This window comes from Microbacterium sp. NPDC057944, from assembly GCF_042887445.1.
GTDB classification, from domain to species: Bacteria; Actinomycetota; Actinomycetes; order Actinomycetales; family Microbacteriaceae; genus Microbacterium; species Microbacterium natoriense.
The window spans coordinates 1,382,150-1,399,374 of record NZ_JBHVPJ010000001.1; the positions used below are offsets into that span (position 1 = coordinate 1,382,150).

18 protein-coding genes are annotated in these 17,225 nt (G+C 70.5%); 10 read left to right on the forward strand and 8 right to left on the reverse strand.

The features are described from left to right. Window positions 1–154: 154 nt before the first annotated feature. Together ACFVRO_RS06305 and ACFVRO_RS06310 are read right to left on the reverse strand one after the other, a co-directional pair. Window positions 155–1,213: a PLP-dependent cysteine synthase family protein gene (locus ACFVRO_RS06305; protein ID WP_105674199.1), complete on the reverse strand. Its 1,059-nt coding sequence runs from the start codon at window positions 1,211–1,213 to the stop codon at window positions 155–157. A gap of 31 nt (window positions 1,214–1,244) precedes the next feature. Further along, window positions 1,245–1,922 (reverse strand): FadR/GntR family transcriptional regulator, encoded by a 678-nt coding sequence (locus ACFVRO_RS06310; RefSeq protein WP_105674197.1) that lies wholly within the window; start codon window positions 1,920–1,922, stop codon window positions 1,245–1,247. Between the two features lie 47 nt (window positions 1,923–1,969). Here ACFVRO_RS06310 and ACFVRO_RS06315 point away from each other — a divergent pair, with 47 nt between their 5' ends. Beyond that, entirely contained in the window at window positions 1,970–2,830 is an 861-nt protein-coding gene (locus ACFVRO_RS06315) for an amidohydrolase family protein (protein ID WP_386950447.1), read from the forward strand. Between the two features lie 93 nt (window positions 2,831–2,923). Here ACFVRO_RS06315 and ACFVRO_RS06320 read toward each other — a convergent pair whose 3' ends face one another. Together ACFVRO_RS06320 and ACFVRO_RS06325 are read right to left on the reverse strand one after the other, a co-directional pair. After that, window positions 2,924–3,697 (reverse strand): SDR family NAD(P)-dependent oxidoreductase, encoded by a 774-nt coding sequence (locus tag ACFVRO_RS06320; protein WP_386950450.1) that lies wholly within the window; start codon window positions 3,695–3,697, stop codon window positions 2,924–2,926. Continuing rightward, window positions 3,679–4,539 (reverse strand): fumarylacetoacetate hydrolase family protein, encoded by an 861-nt coding sequence (locus ACFVRO_RS06325; protein ID WP_386950453.1) that lies wholly within the window; start codon window positions 4,537–4,539, stop codon window positions 3,679–3,681. Before ACFVRO_RS06325 ends, ACFVRO_RS06320 begins: the two co-directional genes overlap by 19 nt. A gap of 131 nt (window positions 4,540–4,670) precedes the next feature. Between ACFVRO_RS06325 and ACFVRO_RS06330 the strand changes: the two genes are divergently transcribed. From ACFVRO_RS06330 to ACFVRO_RS06345, 4 genes are all read left to right on the forward strand, one after another. Then, on the forward strand, window positions 4,671–5,969 hold the full coding sequence (locus ACFVRO_RS06330; RefSeq protein WP_386950456.1) for an L-fuconate dehydratase: 1,299 nt from the start codon (window positions 4,671–4,673) through the stop codon (window positions 5,967–5,969). Further along, window positions 5,953–6,921, forward strand: a complete 969-nt coding sequence (locus ACFVRO_RS06335; protein ID WP_386950459.1) for an aldo/keto reductase — start codon at window positions 5,953–5,955, stop codon at window positions 6,919–6,921. Before ACFVRO_RS06330 ends, ACFVRO_RS06335 begins: the two co-directional genes overlap by 17 nt. A gap of 33 nt (window positions 6,922–6,954) precedes the next feature. Continuing rightward, entirely contained in the window at window positions 6,955–7,374 is a 420-nt protein-coding gene (locus ACFVRO_RS06340) for an RbsD/FucU family protein (protein WP_105677105.1), read from the forward strand. A 71-nt stretch (window positions 7,375–7,445) separates the two neighbouring features. Further along, entirely contained in the window at window positions 7,446–7,808 is a 363-nt protein-coding gene (locus ACFVRO_RS06345; RefSeq protein WP_105677103.1) for a VOC family protein, read from the forward strand. Window positions 7,809–7,827: 19 nt separating this feature from the next. On the opposite strand, the gene ACFVRO_RS06350 is transcribed toward ACFVRO_RS06345, so the two are convergent. From ACFVRO_RS06350 to ACFVRO_RS06365, 4 genes are all read right to left on the reverse strand, one after another. Next, on the reverse strand, window positions 7,828–8,292 hold the full coding sequence (locus ACFVRO_RS06350; RefSeq protein WP_105677102.1) for a GbsR/MarR family transcriptional regulator: 465 nt from the start codon (window positions 8,290–8,292) through the stop codon (window positions 7,828–7,830). A 12-nt stretch (window positions 8,293–8,304) separates the two neighbouring features. Next, a complete protein-coding gene (locus ACFVRO_RS06355; protein ID WP_386950462.1) occupies window positions 8,305–9,915 on the reverse strand; it encodes an ABC transporter permease in 1,611 nt (536 codons plus the stop codon). Then, window positions 9,912–10,874, reverse strand: a complete 963-nt coding sequence (locus tag ACFVRO_RS06360) for an ATP-binding cassette domain-containing protein (protein WP_386950465.1) — start codon at window positions 10,872–10,874, stop codon at window positions 9,912–9,914. The genes ACFVRO_RS06355 and ACFVRO_RS06360 overlap by 4 nt, the downstream gene beginning before the upstream one ends. A gap of 236 nt (window positions 10,875–11,110) precedes the next feature. After that, window positions 11,111–11,647, reverse strand: coding sequence for a CGNR zinc finger domain-containing protein (locus tag ACFVRO_RS06365; RefSeq protein ID WP_386950468.1), 537 nt, complete (start codon window positions 11,645–11,647; stop codon window positions 11,111–11,113). A 39-nt stretch (window positions 11,648–11,686) separates the two neighbouring features. Here ACFVRO_RS06365 and ACFVRO_RS06370 point away from each other — a divergent pair, with 39 nt between their 5' ends. The 5 genes from ACFVRO_RS06370 (at window position 11,687) to ACFVRO_RS06390 (ending at window position 17,202) form a co-directional block, all read left to right on the forward strand. Continuing rightward, window positions 11,687–12,748: a DMT family transporter gene (locus ACFVRO_RS06370; RefSeq protein ID WP_386950471.1), complete on the forward strand. Its 1,062-nt coding sequence runs from the start codon at window positions 11,687–11,689 to the stop codon at window positions 12,746–12,748. A gap of 155 nt (window positions 12,749–12,903) precedes the next feature. After that, window positions 12,904–13,572 carry a GntR family transcriptional regulator gene (locus ACFVRO_RS06375; RefSeq protein ID WP_386950474.1) on the forward strand — a complete coding sequence of 223 codons (669 nt, stop codon included), beginning with the start codon at window positions 12,904–12,906 and terminating at the stop codon, window positions 13,570–13,572. Continuing rightward, the gene (locus ACFVRO_RS06380) at window positions 13,569–15,095 is read left to right on the forward strand and encodes an MmgE/PrpD family protein (protein WP_386950476.1); all 1,527 of its coding nucleotides are present in this window, start codon (window positions 13,569–13,571) and stop codon (window positions 15,093–15,095) included. Before ACFVRO_RS06375 ends, ACFVRO_RS06380 begins: the two co-directional genes overlap by 4 nt. Then, window positions 15,095–15,994, forward strand: a complete 900-nt coding sequence (gene prpB, locus ACFVRO_RS06385) for a methylisocitrate lyase (RefSeq protein WP_386950479.1) — start codon at window positions 15,095–15,097, stop codon at window positions 15,992–15,994. The genes ACFVRO_RS06380 and prpB overlap by 1 nt, the downstream gene beginning before the upstream one ends. Window positions 15,995–16,011: 17 nt before the next feature. Continuing rightward, window positions 16,012–17,202: a bifunctional 2-methylcitrate synthase/citrate synthase gene (locus tag ACFVRO_RS06390; protein ID WP_386950482.1), complete on the forward strand. Its 1,191-nt coding sequence runs from the start codon at window positions 16,012–16,014 to the stop codon at window positions 17,200–17,202. The last annotated feature ends 23 nt before the right edge of the window (window positions 17,203–17,225 follow it).

Here is a 17,225-nt window from a genome sequence, read left to right on the forward strand (position 1 = left end):
CCGGATGCTGTCCGGCCTCTGAGCCCGCGGAGCTCCGGAGTTCTGGCGCATGCGCGGTGCACAACTCCTCACAAACCACCCGGATCCCCGCTCAGAACCGCCGAATCGGGCACGCGGCGCCGATTCGTGAGGAGTTGTGAACGCGCGACGGCGGTCACTCCACCCAGTCGCCGGTCTCCAGAAACCGTTCGAGCCGCGCGCGGTGCGGGGCGAGGTCCCAGCCCTGCTCCGCCACCCAGGCGTCGGAGTAATACGTGCCGGCATAGCGGATGCCGCTGTCGCAGATGAGCGTCACGACGCTGCCGGTCTCGCCCGCCGCCCGCATCCGGGCGATGAGCTGGAAGGCGCCGTAGAGGTTCGTGCCGGTCGATCCGCCGGCCCAGTGCAGTGTGCGCTCCTTCAGGAGGCGGATGGCCGCGACGGACCCGGCATCCGGGATCCGCAGCATCTCGTCGATCACGCTCGGCACGAACGACGGCTCTACCCGAGGGCGTCCGATGCCCTCGATGCGACTCGGCCGTCCGGCCGGTGCATCCGGGGTTCCGGCCCAGCCGTCGTAGAACGCGGACCCCTCCGGGTCGACGACCGCGATCCGGGTCTCATGCCTGCGGTACTTCACGTAACGGCCGAACGTCGCGCTGGTTCCGCCCGTGCCGGCTCCCACGACGATCCAGTGGGGGATCGGATGCCGTTCCTGCGACAGCTGGCTGAACACGCTCTCGGCGATGTTGTTGTTGCCGCGCCAGTCGGTCGCGCGCTCGGCGAACGTGAACTGGTCGAGGTAGTGGCCGTGGCAGTCGGAGGCCAGGCGCTGCGCCTCGGGGGAGATGTCCTCCGCGCGGTCGACGAAGTGGCAGCGTCCGCCGTAGAACTCGATGAGGTCGATCTTCTCCTGGCTCGTCGAGCGCGGCACGACCGTGATGAAGGTCAGCCCCAGCATCCGGGCGAAGTACGCCTCAGAGACGGCGGTCGAACCGCTGGAGGACTCGACGAGCACGGTGTTCTCGTGGATGCGGCCGTTGACCAGTCCGTAGAGGATCAGCGAGCGCGCGAGGCGGTGCTTGAGCGAGCCGGTCGGGTGCACCGACTCGTCTTTCAGGTACAGGTCGATGCCCCACTCGGCGGGCAGCGGGAACAGGTGCAGGTGCGTGTCGGCGCTGCGGTTCGCGTCGGCTTCCAGCAGGGCGATCGCGGTGCTGGTCCAGTCGCTCATGCTTCGAGGGTACCGGGCGGCGTCCGCGGCGTCAGGCGGATGCTGCCTGGCGCAGCCACCGCTCGACGCCGGCGATGTGCGCGGTGGTCAGCGAGGTGGCGAGCGACGGGTCGCGCTGGGCGATGGCGTCGGCGATCGCGCGGTGCTCGGACAGGGTCCGCTCGACCGCGCCGCCCTCGGTGAGCCCGCGCCACACCCGCGCGCGCACGGTCTGGCTGCTGAGGTGCTCGATGAGGCTGGCGAGGTAGGCGTTGCCGGCCATCTGGACGATGTCGCGGTGGAAGCGGATGTCGTGCTCGACGAGCTCCTCGATGCTCACCGAGGCGTCGACGCCGTCGACCTCGCTGATGAGCGCGGCGATCTCCTCGTCGGTGCCGAGGGTCGCGGCGAGACCGGTCGCCTGCGACTCCAGCATCCGCCTGACGGCGAAGATCTCGAGCATCGAGTCGTCGTCGTGCATGTCGACGACGAACGAGATGGCCTCCATCAGCAGGTGCGGTTCGAGGCTCGTCACGTAGGTCCCGTCGCCGCGGCGCACGTCGAGGACGCGGATGACCTCCAGCGCCTTGACCGCCTCGCGCATGGAGTTGCGGGAGAGCCCCAGCCGTTCGGAGAGCTCCTTCTCGGGCGGAAGCCGGTCGCCGGGGGCGAGCTCGCCCGACACGATCATCGCCTTGATCTTCTCGATCGCCTCGTCTGTCACTGCCATGGCGTCATCCTTGCACATTGATCGGATGTCTGGGGCAGGATGGTGGTATGCGCGTCGTGGACAGTCATCTGCACCTGTGGGATCCGTGGGAACTCGACTACGAGTGGCTCGAGGGCGCCCTGCACGGCCGCTTCGCCGAGGGGGAGATCTTCGAGGAGCAGCTGCCCGGCGTCTCCGAGGAGGTGTCGATCTTCGTGCAGGCGGAGACCGTCGAGCGGCGCTTCCTCGACGAGGTGGCATGGGTGGACCAGATCGCGGATGCCGCAGGAGTCGTCGCGATCGTCGCCGGCGCACGGCTCGACCGCGGAGCGGCGACAACGGCGCACCTCGAGAGCCTGGCCGCGCACGAGCGTGTCGTCGGCGTGCGCCATCTCCTGCAGGGGGAGCGCACCGGCCTCGCCGCCTCGCCCGACTTCGTGGCGGGCGCGCGCGAGGTCGCCGAGCGCGGGTGGACCTTCGACGCCTGCGTGCGGCCCCACCAGCTCTCCGACGTGGTCGCGCTCGCCGCGGCCGTCCCCGAGCTGTTCCTCGTTCTCGACCACCTGGGCAAGCCCGCGATCGGCACGGCGGAGTCGCCGCTGCGCCCGTCGGCCGAGTGGCTGCGCGATCTGCACGCACTCGGACGGCAGCCCCGCGCCCACGTCAAGCTCTCGGGTCTCCCCGCCGAGACGGGCGGGGACTGGACGGATGCGCAGGTCATCCCGTTCCTCGACGCCGCGCTCGAGGCGTTCGGCGCGGAGCGGCTCCTGTGGGGCAGCGACTGGCCGGTGTCGTCGGTCGACACGGCCTACCGGCCCGGTTCCCGCGCTCGCTGGTTCCACACGGTCGCGGACTGGGCGACGTCACGCGGCATCGCGTCCGACGCGCTGTTCTGGTCGACGCCTCTCGCCTTCTACGGCATCCGCTGATCGCCGGCTGAGGCACTCCCGTCGCAGAAGATCCCGGTATCCAGGGCGGATACCGGGATCTTTCGCGACGGGAGCACCCGGGCGGGGCGGAGGTCAGCTGCCGGCGGGGCGGAGGCGCAGCTGCGCCATGCCGCCGTCGACCTCGATGAAGGTGCCGGTGGTCGAGCCCGCGGCGGGGGAGACGAGGTACGCGACGGCGGCGGCGACCTCGTCGGGGCTGACCAGGCGCCCGTGCGGCTGGCGAGCCTCCAGGGCCGCGCGTTCGGCGGCGGGGTCGGATGCCGAGTCCAGCAGCCGCCCGACCCACGGGGTGTCGGCGGTACCGGGGTTGACGGCGTTCACGCGGATGCCCTCGCGCAGGTGATCGGCCGCCATGGCGCGGGTGAGGGCCGAGACGGCGCCCTTCGAGGCGCTGTAGAGGGCGCGCTGCGGGAGGCCGGTGGTGGAGGCGATGGATGCCGTGTTGCAGACCGCCGCGGCGGGCGACTGCCGCAGCCACGGCAGCGCCGCCGACGTCACCCTGGCGATGCCGGTGACGTTGATCGACAGCACGCGCGCCCACTCGTCGTCGTCGTTCGCGGTGATGTCGCCCTGTGCGCCGATGCCGGCGTTGTTCACGACGATGTCGATGCGGCCGAAGCGCTCGGCGACGGCGGCGACGGCGGCATCCACCGATGCGCGGTCGGAGACGTCGGCCATGAACGCGGCGAACGCGGCATCCGCCCCCGACGTGTCACGGTCGAGCACGGCGATGTGCGCGCCCTCGGCGTGCAGACGGCGGGCGATGGCCGCTCCGATGCCCGACGCCCCGCCCGTGACGATCGCGACGAGTCCGTCGAGTTCTGCGCTCACTTCTGTGCCTCCCATGCCACGAACTCCTGGCGCTGGTGCCCGAGTCCTTCGATCTCGATGTCCACGACGTCCCCGGCCCTCAGGTAGGGGAACTTCCCGCCGAACGCCACACCCTGCGGGGTGCCGGTGAGGATGAGGTCGCCGGGCTCCAGGGTCACGTACTGCGACAGGTGGTGCACGATGACGCGCACGTCGAAGATCATGTCGTCGGTGTTCGAGTCCTGGCGCGGCTCGCCGTTGACCCAGCTGCGCAGGCGCAGGCGATCGACCTCGACCTCGTCGGAGGTGACCAGCCACGGACCCGTGGGGTTGAAGCCGGGGGCGATCTTGCCCTTGGACCACTGCCCGCCGGAGACCTCCATCTGGTACGCCCGCTCGGAGACGTCGTTGGCGGTGACGTAGCCAGCGATGTGCGCGTCGGCCTCCTCGGGGGAGTCGAGGTAGGACGCACGGGCGCCGATCACGATGCCGAGCTCGACCTCCCAGTCGGTCTTCTCGCTGCCGCGGGGGATCGTCACCGCATCGTTCGGGCCGACCACGGTGTTGGGGGTCTTCAGGAACATGATCGGGATGGTCGGCGGCTCCGACCCGGACTCGCGTGCGTGCGCGGCGTAGTTCTGGCCGATGCAGATCACGGCGCTGGGGCGCGCGATCGGGGCGCCGATGCGCTGCTCCGCGGCGTCCGCCAGCTCGGGGAGCTCGCCGGCGGCCAGGGCCGTCGCGACGCGGTCGCGGAAGTCGGAGGCGAGGAAATCCCCGTTCACATCGGATGTCACTGGGCGGAGGTCGAGGTAGCGGTCGCCGTCTACGAGGACGGGGATCTCTGCACCGGGGGCGCCAAGCCGCGCGAACTTCATGCTTCTCCTGAGTCGTCGGTGTTCGTCTATCGCGGCCACCGGATGACCGCCTGTCTCGTTGACAGTATAGACATCGGATGTTTACACTCCAAGAGGTCGGTGCGAGAAGTCCGACCCGTGAGAGGAACCCCGTGAGCCGTATCGTCGCCCTCGACACCACCGACATCCGCTTCCCGACGTCCCTGAGCCTGGACGGCTCGGACGCGATGAACCCCGACCCCGACTACTCGGCCGCGTACGTGATCGTGCGGACGGATGCCGAGGACGGCATCGAGGGGCACGCCTTCGTCTTCACGATCGGCCGCGGCAACGACGTGCAGGTCGCGGCGATCGACGCGCTGGCCGGACACCTCGTCGGCCAGGAGCTCGAGCCGCTGCTCGACGACATGGGCGGCACCTTCCGCGAGATCATCGGCGACTCGCAGCTGCGCTGGCTCGGCCCCGAGAAGGGCGTCATGCACATGGCCATCGGCGCGGTCGTCAACGCGCTGTGGGACATCAAGGCCAAGCGCGCGGGGCTCCCGCTGTGGCAGCTCCTCGCCCGGATGACGCCGGAGGAGCTCGTCGACCTGGTCGACTTCCGCTACCTCACGAACGCGCTGACCCGCGACGATGCGCTGGAGATCCTCCGCGCCGCCGAGCCCGGCCGGGCCGCGCGCGAGGCGGAGCTGCTCGCCACCGGCTACCCCGGCTACACGACGAGCCCCGGCTGGCTCGGCTACTCCGACGAGAAGCTCGAACGACTCGCCCGCGAGGCCATGGCCGACGGCTTCACGCAGATCAAGCTCAAGGTCGGCGCCGATCTCGACGACGACATCCGCCGCTTCCGCAAGGCCCGTGAGGTGTGCGGGCCCGACTTCCCGATCGCGATCGATGCGAACCAGCGCTGGGAGGTGTCGGAGGCGATCGAGTGGGTGAACGCGCTCGCCGAGTTCCGCCCCGCCTGGATCGAGGAGCCCACGAGCCCCGACGACATCCTCGGCCACGCGGAGATCGCCCGCGGGGTCGCGCCGATCCGCGTCGCGACCGGCGAGCACGCCCAGAACCGCATGATCTTCAAGCAGCTCCTGCAGGCGGAGGCGATCCAGGTCATGCAGATCGACGCCGTGCGCGTCGCCGGCGTGAACGAGAACATCGCGAACCTGCTGCTGGCCGCGAAGTTCGGCGTGCCGGTGTGCCCGCACGCCGGCGGCGTCGGTCTGTGCGAGGCCGTGCAGCACCTGTCGATGTTCGACTTCGTCGCCGTCACCGGCACGCGCGAGGGCCGCATGATCGAGTTCGTCGACCACCTGCACGAGCACTTCGTCACCCCGACCGATATCAGGGGCGGTTCGTACATGCCCCCGATCGCACCGGGCACCGGCATGGAGATGAAGGCCGACAGCATCATCGACTACACCTGGAGGGGTGAGCATGTCGTCGTCGCCTGAGCAGACCGTGCCGACGCTCGGCTACGGTGCGGCCAACGTCGGCAACCTCTTCCGTCCGCTGACGGATGACGAGGCCTGGGCCGTGCTCGACACGGCGTGGGATGCAGGCATCCGCCACTACGACACCGCCCCGCACTACGGGCTCGGCCTCTCCGAGCGTCGACTCGGCGCGTTCCTGCGCACCAAGCCGCGGGAGGAGTACTTCCTCTCCACGAAGGTCGGCCGGCTGCTGCGCGCGAACCCCGACCACGAGCACGGCGGGCTCGACACGGCGAACGACTTCCACGTGCCCGACGACGTGCGCCGCGTCTGGGACTTCTCGGCCGACGGCATCCGCTCCTCGCTCGCCGAGTCCCGCGAGCGTCTGGGCATCGAGCGCATCGACCTGCTGTACCTGCACGATCCGGAGCGCAACGACCTCGACCTCGCGCTCGCCGAGGCCCTGCCCGCGCTGGAGCAGCTGCGCGCCGACGGCGAGGTCGCCCAGATCGGCATCGGATCCATGGTGACGGATGCGCTCGCCGCCGCCGTGCGCGGAGCCGACCTCGACCTGATCATGGTCGCCGGCCGCTACACGCTGCTCGAACAGCCCGCCGCCGCCGACGTGCTGCCGGCGTGCCGCGAGAGGGGCACCGGCATCGTCGCGGCATCCGTCTTCAACTCCGGCCTGCTCGCGCAGAGCGAGCCGCGCAGGGACGGGCGCTACGAGTACGGGCAGCTCCCCGAGGAGCTGTGGGAGCGCCTCGTGCGGATCGCCGCGATCTGCGCCGACCACGATGTGCCGCTGCCGGCGGCGGCGCTGCAGTTCCCCCTGCAGTCGGACGTCGTGCGCGCCGTCGTCGTGGGCGGCAGCCGTCCGGCTCAGCTCGTGCAGAACGCCGAGTATGCGGCGCTGGAGATCCCGGCCTCGCTCTGGCAGACTCTGGCCGCCGAGGCTCTCGTCCCGGCCTGACCACCCCACCCGTCCGACCCGAGGAGACGCACCGTGCTCGAAGGCATCCACCCCCTGCTCACCGGCGAGCTGCTGCTGCACCTCGACCGGATGGGGCACTCCGACTCCGTCGTCGTCGCCGACGCGCACTTCCCGGCGTGGGCGCTGGGGGAGCGGGTGATCGATCTGCCGGGCACCACCACGCCCGAGGTCGTCGCCGCGATCCGCACGGTGCTCCCTCTCGACGACGCCCCCGGCATCGACCTGATGGCCTCGGCCGACGGCGAAGTGCTCGACGTGCAGCATCAACTCATGGCGGCTGCGGGGACGGATGCCGGCTCCACCGCCTTCGTCGAGCGATTCGCGTACTACGGGGTGGCGAAGGCCGCGTACCTCATGGTCCGCACCGGAGAGACCCGCAAGTACGGCAACGCGCTGCTGCGCAAGGGCGTCGTGGGGCACCCCTCCGCCTGAGCGCACAGGCCCTTGAAGTCGGCGGTCGCGGCGAGAAGACTGTCTGCGTCCGCACGGCGAAAGGGAGCATCATGGCGCACGGAGACATCACCCACATCGACATCCCGGTCACCGACCTGACCGCGGCGTCCGGGTTCTACTCGGCGCTGTTCGGCTGGCAGATCGCCGAGCCGCCCGGGTTCGAGGGCTACCCCATGTGGCAGGCGCCCAACGGCATCTCGGGCGGCGGGCTCGCCCCGCGCAGCGAGGGCTTCACGCAGCCGCGCTCGTACGTCGAGGTCGACTCGATCGACGACACGGTCGCCGCCGCGCTCGCCGCCGGGGGATCGGTCGCGATGGAGAAGCAGCCCATCACCGACACCAGCGCGTGGGCGGTCGTCGTCGACCCCGACGGCAACCACATCGGCCTCTTCGAGGGCGTCGTCGGCATGTAGCCGGCGCGACGGCGCTCGCTCAGCGGTCGGGCGCGGGGTCCTGTGCCTCCCACTCGGCGACGAGCTGCGGCATCCGCTCGGCCATGAACCGGAGGAAGCCCGACATCTGCGCGGCGCGCTCTGCCGAGACCTCCTCGTCGCCGAGCTCGGCGCCGATCCGGTCGACGTGCTCCGCGAGACGGCGGTAGACGGGGATGTTGCCGATGATGACCGAGTGGAAGCCGTCGGGTGCGAGGTCGTAGCGGTCGCGGCGGTGCCCGGCCGTGGGCAGCCGACGCACGAAGTGCGCGTCCTGGAGGTAGCGCACGGCCCCCGACACGGCGGCGGCCGACACCCCGAGGCGATCGGCGAGGTCGGCGGCCGTGTACCCGCCGTCCGGGGCTGCGACGAGCGCCATCATGACGCGCGCGGGCATGCGCGGCATCCCCGCCGCCGTCATCATCGCGGCCGCCTGCTCTGCGGCGTCCTGTCCCCGGTGTTCCATGTGCTCCCCAGGTTATCCGTCGGCCGCGAGCTCGCGGCGCCTCATGAGGGTCAGTGCCCCGCCGCCGGCGACCGCGACCGCAGTCACGAGCCACCAGAGCCCGCGGAGGTCGACGTCACCGTTCGAGACGACGGGGGTCACGGCGATCGGCGAGAGGTCGGTGGCCCACTCCGGCATCCCGAACAGCGGTCCGAACATGCCGAGGATGCTGGCGACGCCGATGAGCGCCCATCCGACGCCGAGCGTGGTCCGCGGCAGCACGACGAAGACCAGGGCCGTGATCGCGGTGAACACGGATGCGGCGACGAACTGCCCCAGACCGGTCACGGTGACCACGCGGTACAGCGCGCTCGCGCCGCCGTTCGCGGCGATCCCGAGGTACGCCGTGGCCATGGCGGCCGCGATGACGAGCGCGACGGCGCACGTGGCGACGATCGCGTAGTCGGCGAACCACCGCACGCGCCCGACCGCGGCGGCGAGCACCGACTCGGCCGTGCCGTGGGCCTCCTCCTGACGGGCGCGGACGATCGTCTGCACGGCCGCGCACGCGGCGAGGATGCCGAGCATGGTGAAGAAGACGGTGATCACGGCCTCGTCGAGGTTCCCCGCCCTGGCGATCTTCTCGAGGATCTGCGCGACCGCCGGATTCTCTCCGGCGACCTGACCGGCGAGCGACGACAGGGTGGTGGCGAGGATGCCGGTGAGCGCTCCGCCGATCGTCCAGCCGAGCACCGACCCCCACGACAGCCGCCAGACCAGCGCGTGCGGAGACGACAGGGCCGCCGTGGCGTTCGCGCGGCCGTTGCGCTCCGCGATGAAGCCCGCGCCCATGTCGCGGGACGACTGCAGCAGCGTCGCGGCGGCGGCGAGGAGGAGTCCGAACCCCAGCGCGAGCACCACGGGCCAGGGGTCGTCGGCATCGTAGGGACGGGTCTGCTCGGCCCAGCCGAACGGCGAGAGCCACACGAGCCAGGAGCTCTCGATGCGGGTGAGGTCGTCGCTGGGGGTCCCCGCGACGTTGCCGATCCCGCGGAGCAGGAAGGTCGCCACGAGCACCCACACGGTCAGCGAGTTCGCGCCGCGCGAGGTGCGCATGAGCTGCGCGGCGACGAGGCCGATGCCGAGGAAGGCGACACCGGTGGCGCCGGCCGCCGCTCCCGTGAGCAGGGAGCCGCCGGCATCCATCCCCGCCGCGATCAGCGCGAGTGCCGTGAGCAGCGCGAGCACCAGGTTCGCGGCGAGGCCGTGCACGATCGTCGCGACCGTGGGCAGGGTGCGTCCGGCCGACGTGGCGGCGACGAGCTCGCTGCGCCCCGCCTCCTCGTCGCCGCGGGTGTGCCGCACGGCGAGGAACGTGCTCATGAGCGCCGCGAGCATCGCCAGCCACGGGAGGTCCTCGAAGGCCAGGAAGGCACCCACGGACGTGCCAGACGGGAGACCCCGGAACATCAGGATCACCGGGTTCGCCATCACAGCCGTGAGCACCTCCTGCCGGTCGGCGACCGTGCTGTACGACTGCGTGACGCCGCCGTAGCCGGCGTACGCGAGGAGGACCGCGCCGAGTATCCACAGCGTCAGCTGCAGCCAGTCCCGGCGCAGGCGCTGGCGGAGGAGGGGGATCATGATCGCGCGCTCCTCCGGGTACGGGCCGGGGCCGCGGCATCCGCGTCGCCCGCGGCATCCGTCACGTCGTCCCCGTAGTGGCGGAGGAACAGCTCCTCCAGAGACGGCGGTTCGACGCGCAGACCGGTGACCGCCCGCTGGGCGAGCACGGGGAGGACGGAGGCGACGTCATCGCTGTCGACCGTGAACCTCGCGCGACCGTCGGCGAACGACGGGTCATGGGCGGAGGGGATGCCGTCGGCCGCCGCGGCATCCGTCGCCGTGAACGACACCTCGGTGCGGGTGAGATGACGCAGCTCCGCCAGCGTTCCGGACTCCACCACGCGCCCCGCGCGGATGATCGAGACGCGGTCGCACAGCAGCTCGACCTCCGACAGGATGTGGCTCGACAGCAGCACGGTGGCCCCGGCATCCCGCACCCTGGCGACCTCCTCGCGGAACACGACCTCCATCAGGGGGTCGAGGCCGCTCGTCGGCTCGTCGAGGATGTACAGGTCGGCCGGCACCGTGAACGCCGAGATCAGCGCCACCTTCTGCCGGTTGCCTTTGGAATAGGCGCGACCCTTCTTGCGCGGGTCGAACTGGAACGCGGTCTCGAGGCGCTCGCGCTCGTTCCGGTAGACGGCACCGCGGGTGTCGGCGCCGCGCAGGCGGCTGAGCAGGTCGATGGCCTCGCCGCCCGAGAGGTTGGGCCACACGCTGACGTCACCAGGCACGTAAGCGATGCGGCGGTGCAGGTCGGTCGCGTCCCGCCAGGGGTCGCTCCCGAGGACGGATGCCGTGCCCCCGGTCTTGCGCGCGAGGCCGAGGAGGATGCGGATCGTGGTCGTCTTGCCCGCGCCGTTCGGGCCGAGGAAGCCGTGCACCTGGCCCGCGGTGACGGAGAGGTCGAGGCCGTCGAGAGCGTGCACGCGGCCGTAGTGCTTGGTGAGGCCGCTCGTGCGGATCACTGTGTCCATGAGCGGCACGCTACGCCGATTTCAGAAGTTTGTGAAGAGTGTGAAGTGTTTGATGTCGGCGATCGGTTCCGCCACCGGGTCGTTGAGCGAGGAGCGCAGCGATCTTCTCTTTCGGGTCGTTGAGCGAGGAGCGCAGCGACGAGACGAAACGCGGTGTCGGCGACGGGGATCTGGTCGTGCGTGTCGGTGGGGCGTTTCGTCTCGCTGCGCTCGCTCAACGACCGGGGCGGGGTGGGTCAGGGCTCCGAGCGGCGGGCGCGGTAGGCGGCCACCGCATTGCGGTTGGCGCACGTGGTCGAGCAGTAGCGCTTCGAGCGGTTGCGCGAGAGGTCGAGGGCGAGAGCGTCGCACGTGTCGTCGGCGCATACCGAGATGCGGGAGCCCTCGTCGGCGCGGATGACGTCGATCAGCGCCATCGCGGTCTCCACGAGCACGCGGTCGGAGAGAGGCGCGTCGCCGACGATCGCGTGCAGGTGCCAGTCCAGCTCGCCGTGCCGTGTGAGGCGCGGGGCCAGGGTGACCGACGCGAGGGCGTCGTTGACCCGCTCGGCCATCTCGTCGCGCGGAGCCAGCAGCATCTCGCGCAGGCCGGGCCGGAGGGCGCGGAGGGACGCGGCCTCGGCGTCGTCGCGATCGATCCTGCCGGTGTAGGGGAAGGCGCCGAGGAAGGCCTCCTCGTCGGCGGCATCCGCCATCGACTCCGGATCCTCCGCCGTGTTGACCAGCCACACGGCCGCGCGCAGAGCGTCCTCCGTGTCATAGGTGAAGGTCATGTTGACATGTTACATCGCGCAGGAGTAGCGTCACATGTCATGAGCGCAGTAGCTGATGACATCGCGCGGGTGACCGCGCCCCGCAGGTCGAACGCCGGCCTGCTCTTCGCGCTCGGCGCCGCGGTCTCGTTCGGCATGTCCGGCATCTTCGCCCGCGGCCTCATCGATGCGGGCTGGACCCCGGGGGCCGCCGTCACCGTGCGCATGTGGGTGGCCGCGCTGGTGCTGCTGGTGCCCACGCTCCTGGCGCTGCGCGGCAAGTGGGGCCTCGTCCGCCGCCATGCGGGAATGGTCCTCGTCTACGGCCTCCTCGCCGTGACCGCCGCACAGCTCTGCTACTTCCAGGCGGTCGCCGTGATGGATGTCGGCATCGCCCTGCTCATCGAATACACCGCCCCCATCGCCGTCGTCTTCTGGCTCTGGATCCGCAGGGGAGAGAAGCCCACGCGCCGCAGCCTCCTCGGTGCTGCGATCGCCTTCATCGGACTCGTGCTCATGCTCGACGTCCTCACCGGCGCGCAGGTGAACCTCGGCGGCATCCTGTTCGCGCTCGGAGCGATGATCGGCGCCGCGACCTACTTCGTGCTGTCGGCGCGCGCCGACACCGGCCTGCCGCCGATCGCGCTGGCGGGGCTCGGGCTCCTCATCGGCGCGATCGGCCTCACCGTCGCTGGCGCCGTGGGTGTGCTCCCCATCGCGTGGACCACGGCCGACGTGGAGTACAGCGTCATCACGGTGCCGTGGTTCGTCCCCGTGCTGGCGATGGGTGTCATCGCGACCGCGCTCGCGTACATCCTCGGCATCGTGTCGACCCGGATGCTCGGCTCCCGCCTGGCGTCGTTCATCGCACTGTCCGAGGTCGTCGCCGCGATGGTCTTCAGTGCGCTGATGCTCGGTCAGGTCCCCGGTCCCGTCCAGGCGATGGGAGGCGCGCTCGTGCTCGCCGGGGTCATCATCGTCAAGCTCGGCGAGCCCGCGACGGATGCCGTCGCCGAACAGTTCGTCGAGCCGGTCCCCGTGGAGGGGGCTCGTGCATCCGTAGCGCCTGCGGATGTGGCGCCTGCGGATGTGACGCCTGTTGTCGCTGTGGAGCGTCAATAGCGACACGAGGTGGCAAATCCGTGCGGACGTGAGGATGCCGAAGACCCCGGCCGCGCGGCGGGTAGCCGCCGGCGCGCGCAGGGTTTATGTATACCTCTTGCAAGGTAGACCACCTCTCATGGCCAACCGTACCGGTTTATGTATACACTGAGGGCATGACCCTCGCCGCGGAACGGACCACCGCGAGCGACCGCGCCTACGCGCATCTGCTCGACGGCATCCAGTCCGGTGCGCTCGCCGCGGGCGTCGTGCTGGGCGAGGTCGAGCAGGCGGAACGCCTCGGCATCAGCCGGACCCCGATGCGCGAGGCGCTGCGCAGGCTCGCCGCCGACGGGCTCGTCGTGCAGCAGTCGCCGCGCGTCACGGTCGTCGCAGATCTGGATGCCGACGACATCCGCGCCCTGTTCGAGATCCGCCGCGCGCTGGAGGAGACCTCCGCGCGCCTCGCCGCCTCCCGCGGCGACGCTGCTCTGTTCGCGGCGCTCGCCGAGGAGTTCGCGCACGTCGACCTGACGGCGGATGCCGGGCGCGACGCGTACTACGCCCTGATCGCGCGCTTCGATGCGGCCCTCGACGAGGCCGTGGCCAACGACTACATCGCCTCGGCTCTGCGCACCGTGCGCACCCACCTCGTCCGGGTGCGGCGCATGGCGCGAGACAAGCCGGAACGGCTCGCGGCATCCGCGTCCGAACACCGCACGATCGCCCAGGCGCTCGCCGCCCGCGACGGCGACCTCGCCGCCCACGCGACGCACGTGCACCTGCACAACGCGCTCACCGGCATCCTCGACTCCCTGACAGCCAAACCAGAAGGTGTGAAATGACCGTCACCCACCACGTCCGCGTCCACCGCAGCGAAGAGAACCTCGCCCGTGAGGACCAGCTCGCCTGGAAGATCGCCGAGGTCGCCACCGACCGGGTCGAGGTCGAGCCCGCCGTCGTCGACATGATCATCAACCGCATCATCGACAACGCCTCCGTGGCAGCGGCATCCCTCACCCGTCCTCCGATCAACGCTGCCCGCGCGCAGGCGTTCACCCACCCCGTCTCGACCGGCGGGGTCGGAGCGACGGTCTTCGGCGCCGCTCTCGACCACCGCACCAGCCCGGAGTGGGCGGCGTGGGCGAACGGCGTGGCCGTGCGTGAACTCGACTACCACGACACGTTCCTGGCTGCGGAGTACTCGCACCCCGGCGACAACATCCCTCCGATCCTCGCGGTCGCGCAGCACGTCGGCGCAGATGGCCGCGCACTGGTCCGCGGCATCGCGACGGGCTACGAGATCCAGATGGACCTCGTGCGCGCGATCTGCCTGCACAAGCACAAGATCGACCACGTCGCGCACCTCGGCCCGTCGGCCGCCGCCGGCATCGGCACCCTGCTCGGCCTCGACGCCGAGACGATCTACCAGGCCGTCGGCCAGGCGCTGCACACGACCACCGCCACCCGGCAGAGCCGCAAGGGCGAGATCTCCACCTGGAAGGCGCACGCCCCGGCCTTCGCGGGCAAGATGGCCGTCGAGGCGGTCGACCGTGCGATGCGCGGACAGACCAGCCCCGCACCGATCTACGAGGGTGAAGACGGCGTGATCGCCTGGATGCTCGACGGCAAGGACGCCGCGTACGAGGTGCCGCTGCCCGCACCGGGCGAGCCCAAGCGGGCGATCCTCGACTCCTACACGAAGGAGCACTCGGCCGAGTACCAGGCGCAGGCGCTGATCGACCTGGCGCGCCGCCTCCACAACGTCCGCCCGGAGCTGGCCGACCCCGCGAACGTGGAGTCGATCGTCATCCACACCAGCCACCACACGCACAACGTGATCGGCTCCGGGGCGAACGACCCGCAGAAGTACGACCCGACGGCGTCGCGCGAGACGCTCGACCACTCGATCCCGTACATCTTCGCGGTCGCGCTGCAGGACGGCGGGTGGCACCACGTCGACTCCTACGCCCCCGAGCGCGCCGGCCGCGCCGACACGGTCGCGCTGTGGCACAAGGTCACCACGGCGGAGGACGCCGAGTGGACGCGCCGCTACCACTCCGAGGACCCCGACGAGAAGGCGTTCGGCGGTCGCGTCGAGATCCGCCTGACCGACGGCTCGACCGTGGTAGACGAGATCGCCGTCGCCGACGCGCATCCGCTCGGGGCCCGTCCGTTCGCGCGGGAGAACTACGTCGCGAAGTTCCGTCTGCTGGCGGAGCCGGTGCTGGAGCCCGCCGAGATCGAGCGCTTCCTGGAGCTCGTGCAGCGTCTTCCCGAGCTCACGGCCGCAGAGGTCGGCGAGCTCTCGATCATCGCCAGGCTCGGCCTGCTCGAGGCCGCCGACGCCCCGAAGGGGCTGTTCTGATGCTGTACTCCACCGTCACCCCGGCCGAGAAGCGGCGGCTGTTCCGGGAGCGGCTCGCGAGCGGCGAGCTGCTGCGCTTCCCCGGTGCGTTCAACCCCCTGAGCGCCCGTCTCATCGAGCAGAAGGGCTTCGACGGCGTCTACATCTCCGGCGCCGTCCTCTCCGCCGACCTCGGCCTGCCCGACATCGGCCTCACGACTCTCACCGAGGTCGCGGGGCGGGCGAAGCAGATCGCGCGCATGACCGACCTCCCCGCGATCGTCGACGCCGACACCGGGTTCGGCGAGCCGATGAACGTCGCCCGCACGATCCAGGAGCTCGAGGATGCGGGGCTCGCGGGCACCCACATCGAAGACCAGATCAACCCCAAGCGCTGCGGCCACCTCGACGGCAAGAGCGTCGTCGACGAGGACACCGCGATCAAGCGCATCCGCGCGGCGGCCGATTCGCGTCGCGACGAGAACTTCCTCATCATGGCGCGCACCGACATCCGCGCGATCGAGGGGCTGGATGCCGCGATCGACCGGGCGAAGGCGCTGGTGGATGCCGGGGCCGACGCGATCTTCCCCGAGGCCATGCGCACGCTGGAGGAATTCGAGGCGATCGCGAACGCGGTGGACGTGCCGATCCTCGCCAACATGACCGAGTTCGGCAAGTCCGAGCTGTTCTCCACGGATCAGCTGCGGGATGCCGGGGTGAACCTCGTCATCTGGCCGGTGTCGCTGCTGCGCATCGCGATGGGCGCTGCAGGCCGCGCACTGGATACGCTGAACGACGAGGGGCACCTGACCTCGAAGCTCGGAGAGATGCAGCACCGCGCCGATCTCTACGATCTGATCGACTACGAGTCGTACAACCATTTCGACTCCGGCGTCTTCAACTTCACACTCGAGCGGTAACCCACGAAGGAGTGACCATGACCGAGCCGGACATCAAGAAGGGCCTCGCAGGCGTCGTCGTCGACACGACGGCGATCTCGAAGGTCAACCCCGAGACGAACAGCCTGCTCTACCGCGGCTACCCCGTGCAGGAGCTCGCGGCGACGCAGTCGTTCGAGGCTGTCGCGTACCTGCTGTGGCACGGCGAGCTGCCCACGCCTGAGGAGCTGGCCGCGTTCCGGCTGACCGAGCGGCAGCACCGCGCTCTCTCTCCCGAGGTCAAGGACGCGATCGACCGGCTGCCGCTGGATTCGCATCCGATGGACGAGGTGCGCACCGCGGTGAGCGTGATCGGCGCGATCGAGACGGCGGGCATCGCCAACGTGCTGGATGCCGTCGGCACGCCGGAGGAGAACCAGGAGCGCAGCCTCACGCTGTTCGCCGCGCTCCCGGCGATCGTGTCGTACGGGCAGCGCCGTCGCCGGGGACTCGACCCCGTCGAGTCGCGCGACGACCTCGACTACGCCGCGAACTTCCTCTGGCTCACGTTCGGCGAGGAGCCCGATCCGGTGGTCGTCGATGCGTTCAACCGCTCGATGATCCTCTACGCGGAGCACTCGTTCAACGCGTCCACGTTCACGGCCCGCGTGATTACGTCGACCCTCAGCGACCTGTACTCGGCGGTCGTCGGGGCGATCGGCGCGCTCAAGGGTCCGCTGCACGGCGGGGCGAACGAGGCCGTCATGCACATCTTCGACGAGATCGGCACGGCCGACCAGGTCGAGGGCTGGCTCGATGCCGCGCTCGCCGAGAAGCGCAAGATCATGGGCTTCGGGCACCGCGTGTACAAGCGGGGCGACTCCCGCGTGCCGACCATGAAGGCCGCGCTGGACTCGCTCGTCGCGCACTACGACAAGCCGGCCGTCGGCGAGCTGTACGACAGGCTCGAGAGCGAGTTCGTCGGACGAAAGGGCATCTACCCGAACCTCGACTACCCCTCAGGTCCGGCGTACAACCTCATCGGCTTCGACACGCTCACCTTCACTCCGCTGTTCGTGGCGGCGCGCATCACCGGATGGACCGCGCACATCATCGAGCAGCAGTCGTCGAACGCGCTGATCCGTCCGCTGTCGCTGTACGACGGTCAGGATGAGCGCCACATCGACGAGTACGAGCCCGACACCGCGGCGATCGACGTGCTCGATCGTCCGGAGGAGGCCGTCGGCTGACGCCGCTCTCCCTCCGGTCGTGA

Bases quoted from the DNA above. Each gene is read 5' to 3' on its own strand.
- ACFVRO_RS06375 (WP_386950474.1), top strand. From the start codon at position 12,904: ATGACCCTCGCCGCGGAACGGACCACCGCGAGCGACCGCGCCTACGCG.
- ACFVRO_RS06345 (WP_105677103.1), top strand. From the start codon at position 7,446: ATGGCGCACGGAGACATCACCCACATCGACATCCCGGTCACCGACCTG.
- ACFVRO_RS06325 (WP_386950453.1), bottom strand. From the start codon at position 4,539: ATGAAGTTCGCGCGGCTTGGCGCCCCCGGTGCAGAGATCCCCGTCCTC.
- ACFVRO_RS06355 (WP_386950462.1), bottom strand. From the start codon at position 9,915: ATGATCCCCCTCCTCCGCCAGCGCCTGCGCCGGGACTGGCTGCAGCTG.
- ACFVRO_RS06310 (WP_105674197.1), bottom strand. From the start codon at position 1,922: ATGGCAGTGACAGACGAGGCGATCGAGAAGATCAAGGCGATGATCGTG.
- ACFVRO_RS06335 (WP_386950459.1), top strand. From the start codon at position 5,953: ATGTCGTCGTCGCCTGAGCAGACCGTGCCGACGCTCGGCTACGGTGCG.
- prpB (WP_386950479.1), top strand. From the start codon at position 15,095: ATGCTGTACTCCACCGTCACCCCGGCCGAGAAGCGGCGGCTGTTCCGG.
- ACFVRO_RS06360 (WP_386950465.1), bottom strand. From the start codon at position 10,874: ATGGACACAGTGATCCGCACGAGCGGCCTCACCAAGCACTACGGCCGC.
- ACFVRO_RS06350 (WP_105677102.1), bottom strand. From the start codon at position 8,292: ATGGAACACCGGGGACAGGACGCCGCAGAGCAGGCGGCCGCGATGATG.
- ACFVRO_RS06365 (WP_386950468.1), bottom strand. From the start codon at position 11,647: ATGACCTTCACCTATGACACGGAGGACGCTCTGCGCGCGGCCGTGTGG.
- ACFVRO_RS06390 (WP_386950482.1), top strand. From the start codon at position 16,012: ATGACCGAGCCGGACATCAAGAAGGGCCTCGCAGGCGTCGTCGTCGAC.
- ACFVRO_RS06370 (WP_386950471.1), top strand. From the start codon at position 11,687: ATGAGCGCAGTAGCTGATGACATCGCGCGGGTGACCGCGCCCCGCAGG.
- ACFVRO_RS06320 (WP_386950450.1), bottom strand. From the start codon at position 3,697: ATGGGAGGCACAGAAGTGAGCGCAGAACTCGACGGACTCGTCGCGATC.
- ACFVRO_RS06305 (WP_105674199.1), bottom strand. From the start codon at position 1,213: ATGAGCGACTGGACCAGCACCGCGATCGCCCTGCTGGAAGCCGACGCG.
- ACFVRO_RS06315 (WP_386950447.1), top strand. From the start codon at position 1,970: ATGCGCGTCGTGGACAGTCATCTGCACCTGTGGGATCCGTGGGAACTC.
- ACFVRO_RS06380 (WP_386950476.1), top strand. From the start codon at position 13,569: ATGACCGTCACCCACCACGTCCGCGTCCACCGCAGCGAAGAGAACCTC.